This window comes from Aminobacter sp. MET-1, from assembly GCF_026521175.1.
In the GTDB taxonomy this organism is placed as follows: domain Bacteria; phylum Pseudomonadota; class Alphaproteobacteria; order Rhizobiales; family Rhizobiaceae; genus Aminobacter.
Genome location: NZ_JAMSHL010000134.1, coordinates 1 through 258 on the forward strand (window position 1 = coordinate 1; position 258 = coordinate 258).

General features: G+C 64.7%; 1 protein-coding gene. It reads left to right on the forward strand.

Annotated features, from left to right (window positions below; genetic code table 11):
• A partial coding sequence (locus tag NDO48_RS29345; protein ID WP_267322937.1) for a hypothetical protein occupies positions 1–258 on the forward strand: 258 nt, incomplete at both ends.

Sequence of the window (258 nt, forward strand, 5' to 3'; positions counted from 1 at the left end):
CTGCATATCCCTGCTCAACCTATTGAAGCCCTGCGCCCGAGCACCTTCATCGCTGAAGGTTTGCTCAACCCACGTGGCGTCTGCCTGCAAGCCGATGGCAGCCTGTTGCTGGCCGAAGCCGGCTCAGGTTCAGCGGACCAGCCGTTTAGCGGCCGCATCAGCCGGCTGCACCCTGACCCGCAGCAGCCTGGCGCCTACCTGCCCGGCGAAGTCGTCGCCCAGGGTTTTCGCAGCATGAACATGCAGGCGCGCATGCTG